Source organism: Bacillus sp. JJ1503, from assembly GCF_036965125.1.
Classification (GTDB): Bacteria; Bacillota; Bacilli; order Bacillales; family Cytobacillaceae; genus Cytobacillus.
In genome coordinates this window covers 1-6,147 of record NZ_JBALOZ010000029.1, presented here as the reverse complement: position 1 = coordinate 6,147, position 6,147 = coordinate 1, and the positions used below count along the sequence as shown (strand labels likewise).

At 35.6% G+C, this 6,147-nt stretch carries 4 protein-coding genes and 1 tRNA gene; 2 read left to right on the top strand and 3 right to left on the bottom strand.

What is annotated here, in order from left to right:
• Positions 1-153: 153 nt before the first annotated feature.
• A complete protein-coding gene (locus V7149_RS03205; protein ID WP_335344216.1) occupies positions 154-462 on the bottom strand; it encodes a tyrosine-type recombinase/integrase in 309 nt (102 codons plus the stop codon).
• A 217-nt stretch (positions 463-679) separates the two neighbouring features.
• Here V7149_RS03205 and V7149_RS03200 point away from each other — a divergent pair.
• Positions 680-776 (top strand) — tRNA-Sec (locus tag V7149_RS03200).
• A gap of 378 nt (positions 777-1,154) precedes the next feature.
• Positions 1,155-2,330 (top strand): M14 family zinc carboxypeptidase, encoded by a 1,176-nt coding sequence (locus tag V7149_RS03195; protein WP_335344215.1) that lies wholly within the window; start codon positions 1,155-1,157, stop codon positions 2,328-2,330.
• A gap of 153 nt (positions 2,331-2,483) precedes the next feature.
• On the opposite strand, the gene V7149_RS03190 is transcribed toward V7149_RS03195, so the two are convergent.
• Together V7149_RS03190 and V7149_RS03185 are read right to left on the bottom strand one after the other, a co-directional pair.
• The gene (locus tag V7149_RS03190) at positions 2,484-3,416 is read right to left on the bottom strand and encodes a response regulator (RefSeq protein ID WP_335344214.1); all 933 of its coding nucleotides are present in this window, start codon (positions 3,414-3,416) and stop codon (positions 2,484-2,486) included.
• Between the two features lie 4 nt (positions 3,417-3,420).
• Positions 3,421-4,527, bottom strand: coding sequence for an ATP-binding protein (locus V7149_RS03185; protein WP_335344213.1), 1,107 nt, complete (start codon positions 4,525-4,527; stop codon positions 3,421-3,423).
• Positions 4,528-6,147: the final 1,620 nt, after the last annotated feature.

Here is a 6,147-nt window from a genome sequence, read left to right as displayed (position 1 = left end):
GCTCAGCTGGGAGAGCGCAACGCTGGCAGCGTTGAGGTCAGGGGTTCGAGCCCCCTATTCTCCATATTAAGAAACCCTTGCGTAGCAAGGGTTTTTCTTTTTTATTTTTTATCAACAACGGAAATTATATTATAAGTGTGCACCTTTAGTTAACTAAAGTTTTTCATTATGTATAAAAAAATTCTTTTCAAAGCGCTTAGCTGCTCCAACTTGAAGAACTTCGTTAACATGTGAATACAAATCTAAAGTAATTGAAACTTTAGAATGTCCAAGCCTTTCTTGAACTACTTTTGGGTTTACTCCATCAATCATTAATTGTGTCGCATGTAGGTGTCGTAAATCATGAATTGTAATCTTGGGAAGTCCTGCTTCAACAAGTAAACGGTTAAAATCCCTCAAAAGATCTCTTGGATCTTTAAAAGTGCCTTCCAATGAACAGAACACCATATCTTGGTGACTTATAACCCTCCCGTATAATTCTTTTTGTCTCTCTATTTAATTGTAATTTCTTGATTAAATATGAAGTAATTGATATTTGCCGTTTAGATTTCGAAGTCTTTACATCCTTTAAAAATAATCCTCTTTCTTTAGTTCTGGCTAATGACCTTACAAATATAGAAAGCTATAGACTAGACCGTTGGTGTAATTGTGAGAAAACCGTTGTAGTCCCTTGATACATGGAGCTGATTGGGGTACTGGTGTCCCCCTCGGTCTTCAAAATCGCTTGTGACTTGCGTGCCAGGTTAGCTGGGTTCGATTCCCAGGCAGTCCCACCAAAAGTATTGTATCAACGTTTTTGAACGTTTGGAATAATTTGATTAGAAAGAACCGTTTTACCCATTGACTGTTTAGGGTACTATCAAATAGACTTTGAGCCTCTTTTGCTTTGTTGGGACCCTCAGCAAAGCGAAGGGTTTTTTTTATGGCAGTACAAAGTAAGAGAAAAGAAGAAAGTTGGTATCCAGCCGGTTATTCGTTGAAGAAGAGGGGGCAACCCCTTGGGGTGGAAAGTCGTTAAGATATTAAGTTTTCAACTTTTAAATTAATCTAATGAATAATTATATATATTTAGTATATTTGTATCTTTCTGTATATTCCTGTAGTCCATCTTTAAAATAAAGATTGTAATCAATTATTTTAAAGGAGGATAAAAGATGCCTATTCGTAAGCTCAGTTTTTTGTTCGTTGCCCTAGTCCTGCTGATTACCCAATTTCCACTAGGCTCAAATGCTCAAAATGGTAACGCTGATTGTAGTAATCTTACCGATCCATCTGTCAATGGTTGGGTTGACTACGAACAAATGGTAAAAAGGCTTCACCAAATTGAACAAACAAGTTTTGGACGTGTGGAATTGGATGTTATTGGGCAATCGCGCCTCGGCAAGGACATATATGCAGCCCGTGTTGGAACCGGCGATCGTGTCATGCTTGTTACCAGCGAAATTCATGGTAATGAGAAAACTGGTACTGAAGCTTTGTTGCAAATGTTAAAGGAGCTGGGATCCGGCAATAATCCCGAAATTCAGGCGATTCGGAACAACGTAACTATCGTTGCTGTGCCAAAGTTTAATCCAGATGGAGCAGAATTGAACCAACGTCAAAACGTTTTCCCATGGGAAGAAGTCGTAAACACTTTTCCACAGCTTAAAGATGCCAAGCAAGCTTGGTACTACACTGCATCTAGAGGCGGTTTCGATGTTAACCGCGATTTTAACCCTGACCTAAACTATGAACCTCGTGCCGAAGATATGACTAAAGATGGAAGCCAACCTGGATTTTTCTTAACGAACGAGTCCCGTGTTCTTCGTAACCTTTATGTTAATTTGAAAAAAGAATTTGGTGAAGTTGAGGCGTACGTTGATTTACATCACATGGGAGCATGTAACAAGAATGAGGGTAGTGATCAATATGTTACAGTTTCATTAGACTATCCGCCGCTTGGTCCTGAAACCAATTCTAAATATCAACAATATACACAACTCGACCAGGAGAAGTCCAGACGATACGCACTAGCGGCAGCGCTTGGCATGGAAGATCACGCTGGAAATGGTAATGCCGAAACTTCCCCATTCTGGGGTGGAGCCAGCCGCTATTTCCACCCATCTGATCGAGACTTGCCTGGTCAGGCCAGATCATCTTTTGCTCTCAACGGTACTGCAACAGTTCTGTTCGAAGTTCGTGGACAGCAGCATAACTGGGGCCAGAAACAGAAGGGAATGCTAACTAAAGCAGTAAAGAACGGGCTGTACGGTATCGCCAATGGCATGGCTGATGGATCGGTAGACAGGCTTAACGGTAATGATTTCTACAATTTACCAAAGTACTGGTAGGTCATTTTGATTCTGTGTCTCCATCAAAGCTCAGGACTGCTAAGCAATTAGACGGAAAATGGTATAAGGAAACACCTCCGAAAACTCGGAGGTGTTTCCAAAAACTTGACTTAGTAAAAAAAAATTAAAGAAGTCAAACAGAGGTATTCATTATCAATGCTCGGACATTAGCCGTTTTGCTTCAAAATATAGGGTTTGGATAAACTTTTTTGCATTTATGCGAACTAGAGTGTTTGAAAGTGCTTGCTCTTTTTTTAATTCAGCCATTCTATCCCTTACAGTCTTAAACTCAAATAGTTTAGGAGCATAATTTTCGAAGATTGGATTGGAGTAATCATCCAGTCCAAGTGATGATAGATGATTTAACGATTGATAAATTGTCCTTCTAACACGTTGTTTCGAAGCTTTCATTTCTCTCATTAATTCACTTTGGCTTACGGAGTTTCCAAGCTTTTTTTGAGCCAATTGTATAAATATATCCTTTAGTCGCGGGAAACCATTCGTAAATGTCTCAGTCCGTTCGCATTGGAATAAATACTCTAATATATTTAATAGGTCTCGATATCCGCTTTCACCCATAATTCCTAAATCAGATAAAAGAATCTGACCAGAATCTATTATGGTTGGTACCAATGAAGCCGCTTGCTCATGTACAAAAATTTGATCCAGCGCAATTATATTACTCAATGATTGATGGATGTTTAATATAGACTTCTCCAAACGGATCCGTTCGCTCACTTTTTTTATTACAGATTTAACTTCAATCTTGTTAATAGGTTTCGTTATGTAATACTCAATACCAAGGGAGTATCCTTTACTTACTAACTCTTTTGACTCTACCAGTGAAATCATAATAATTTTCCCTTTAAATTCAGGTTTAATATTGCGGATTGTTTGCAGCCCATCTCTTTTTGGCATTAAAAGATCAATAAGCAAAATATCTGTTTTCTTTAAGGTTAATAGATTTCCATCTATGAGTGTACCGTCCTCCGCTTCACCTGCAATAACCCCAAGATCTTCGTCTTCAATTATTTCCATTAACATGGATCGAATGACAATGTCATCATCTACTATGTAAAAGAACATAACATCACTCTTCCTTGACCAAATAATTAACTGGTAATTTTATAGTGAAGATCGTACCATCTACTTCTGGTTCACTTTTCAAAAGTATCTTGCCTTCAAGTTCCTCAACGATTCTTTGTACATATGACAGTCCTATCCCTGTTGATGAACTTCCATCGCTTTCAAATTTTGAAGTGAACCCAGGTTCAAAAATTAAATTCTTTCGTTTATTTGGGATGCCAGGACCGTTATCACTTATTTGAAAATGAACCCAATTATTTTGTTTGGAAACAGAAATCTTCACAACTCCTAATTGTTTTATGGCTTCAATAGAGTTCATTACTAAGTTATTAAGGATCGATAGAATTTTAAAAATATGATAATCCGGATGAGCCCCGATAATCACTTGTTTAAACTCAATCTCTTTTCCTAAGGAAAGTGCATAATTTTTATTAGCTCGTATAATAAGATCAAGTAGTTCATATATGGTCATGTATTCGCTAAAACTTTCATCCGATATTAATTTGGAAAGTCCAGCATAAATTCGCTGGTTATCCTTTTTTATTTCGTGTATCTCTCCGACAATTTTTAATGTTTTGGCGGCAAGACATTGAATTGGCAGTGACTCCTTTTGCTCTTCAAACTCAATTAGTTTTTGATATAAAAAATAGGAATCCTGTGTTATTTTTTCACTGTTTTTTAATGTTTTCTTTAAGTGGATTGTTTCTTCATATAAGCTTGAGATAATCATGAGAAGATGAGCATTTTGTTGGCGTGTTTGCTTAACTGTCAGTTTGGTGTTATATAATTTCAGGAGATTGAAAAATCCTATCGTAAAATAGCTGCGAAAAATGGCAATCACGATTATTTTATATATACCGGAAAGAGAAGAATAAGCGTCGAATGCAATGTATTGAAAAGTGATTTCCGCAATGCTGGATGATATTTCAATGATAATACCCAAAATCCCCATTAGCACTGGACGATGATGTAAGCGATTCATTTTTATGGCATAGAAAAGACAGGCAAAAGTTAGATAATAAAAAAAAGTGGGATAATGAGCAATAAAAGAGTCCGTAAACACCTTACCGTAAATAATCAGGTCTAATAGGATTCGAAATAATACAACCATGATTCCTACTATGAAACCAGAGAGAACAGACGGTATTTTTCGTAGAAGTAATAAAGAAAAGAAAAATGTCGGTGTACCGAAACTAATCCGAAACGAATCATTGAAAGGATAAAAAAATAATTGACCCGCCAAAGGAACCAATATCAACATCAAAATAAAAATATAAGGATCTCTTTTGTTGAGTAAAAAATTCAAACCATCCACATCCTGAACTTTATAAAAGTAATTATATATATCGATGTGAATTAAAGCTAGAATTTACAGAAAAAACAGTCTATTCCGACTAGTTTGTATTGCGTTAGTCTTTAATGAAGTGGGAGGAAGGTCATACGATGCCAAGATTATTAATTGGTTATGAATAGGATCCTGACAAGCTACTACACGCGTTTAGTTTTGGAACTTTTAAATAGAAATTATCATGATTTTGCACTCCCAACCCATGCATGAAAACAGTTCTTCTCGGACCATAATTGTAGTGACACAAACAGTTTGTTAGACATGGCTTTTTAAGGTGGATCGACCCTGGAATAGAAACTGTTTGAGTAAGTTTGGTGTTCAACCCTTTGTTATAATATTGAAACTTTATTAACACAACGCTAGTGGAGACATAAGTTTAAAAAAATATTAGTTATAAATGCTCCTTGAAGTTGGGAGATTAATCGTTCAGGTTTTTACGTTATTTAAATTAAGGAGAATTTGAAAAAGAGAATACAAGCTTATGACCTGTCGTACTGGAGCTTGTTAACATTAAACACCAATATTATAAACACAATTTGTATATGTAGTAATGGAAATCCTCGTTTTGCCTTCTATATTATAGATGAGCTAGAGAGTAACGGAGTGTTTAGCAAAAGAGCATCCAAACACAAAAGGTCATTAATAGCATCAGAGTAGTACTTGAAACGAAGTGGAAAGAGTTTAACACATGAAAAACCGTTTAGTAAAATATACTAGCATCAAAAACCCGCTATTTACTCTTGTGATAATAATGACAAGTCTAAATTCTGCATATAGAACCTTGAGTTAATTGCCTAATATGAAATTAGTTTAGAAACGTAATTAGATTAAAACCTAATTACATTACTGGTTAGTATTTTGTTTATCTCTTAAGTATAAAATTTATATAATATAAAAATTGGCTGTCATCGAGGATCACAGTGTCATCAAGTTTTATTAAGTGTTATCGTCCAGTTCAGAATAGAAGTGTTCCTACCCACATATTGGCGATGTAGGGTAGATGACTATTTTATTTAACGAAATACCTATAGCAATCATGGAAATTACCTTCAAAATCATTTCTTCAGAATTACCCTCACCGCCCTTTTCTACCAATTGATTGGGGGACTGCTTCCAAATTTCGCAATAAAAAAATATAGGATCAAAATGCCTCATTCCTCCTTCACACAATTATGCAGAGTTAATTAAAAGTGAGCTATTTAAAATAAATAGTTTATTATATATTGAAGAATAAAATTAAGCCTAATTTTCATCTGAAATTAGGCTTAATTTTAACTATCACGTTAGTGGGACAAGAAAAAGAGCTGCTTTTCTTTGTTAATCTCAATCAACCCAATAGTTTAAGTCCATTTATTAGCAATTTTCTTAAATAAGAATTTAAAT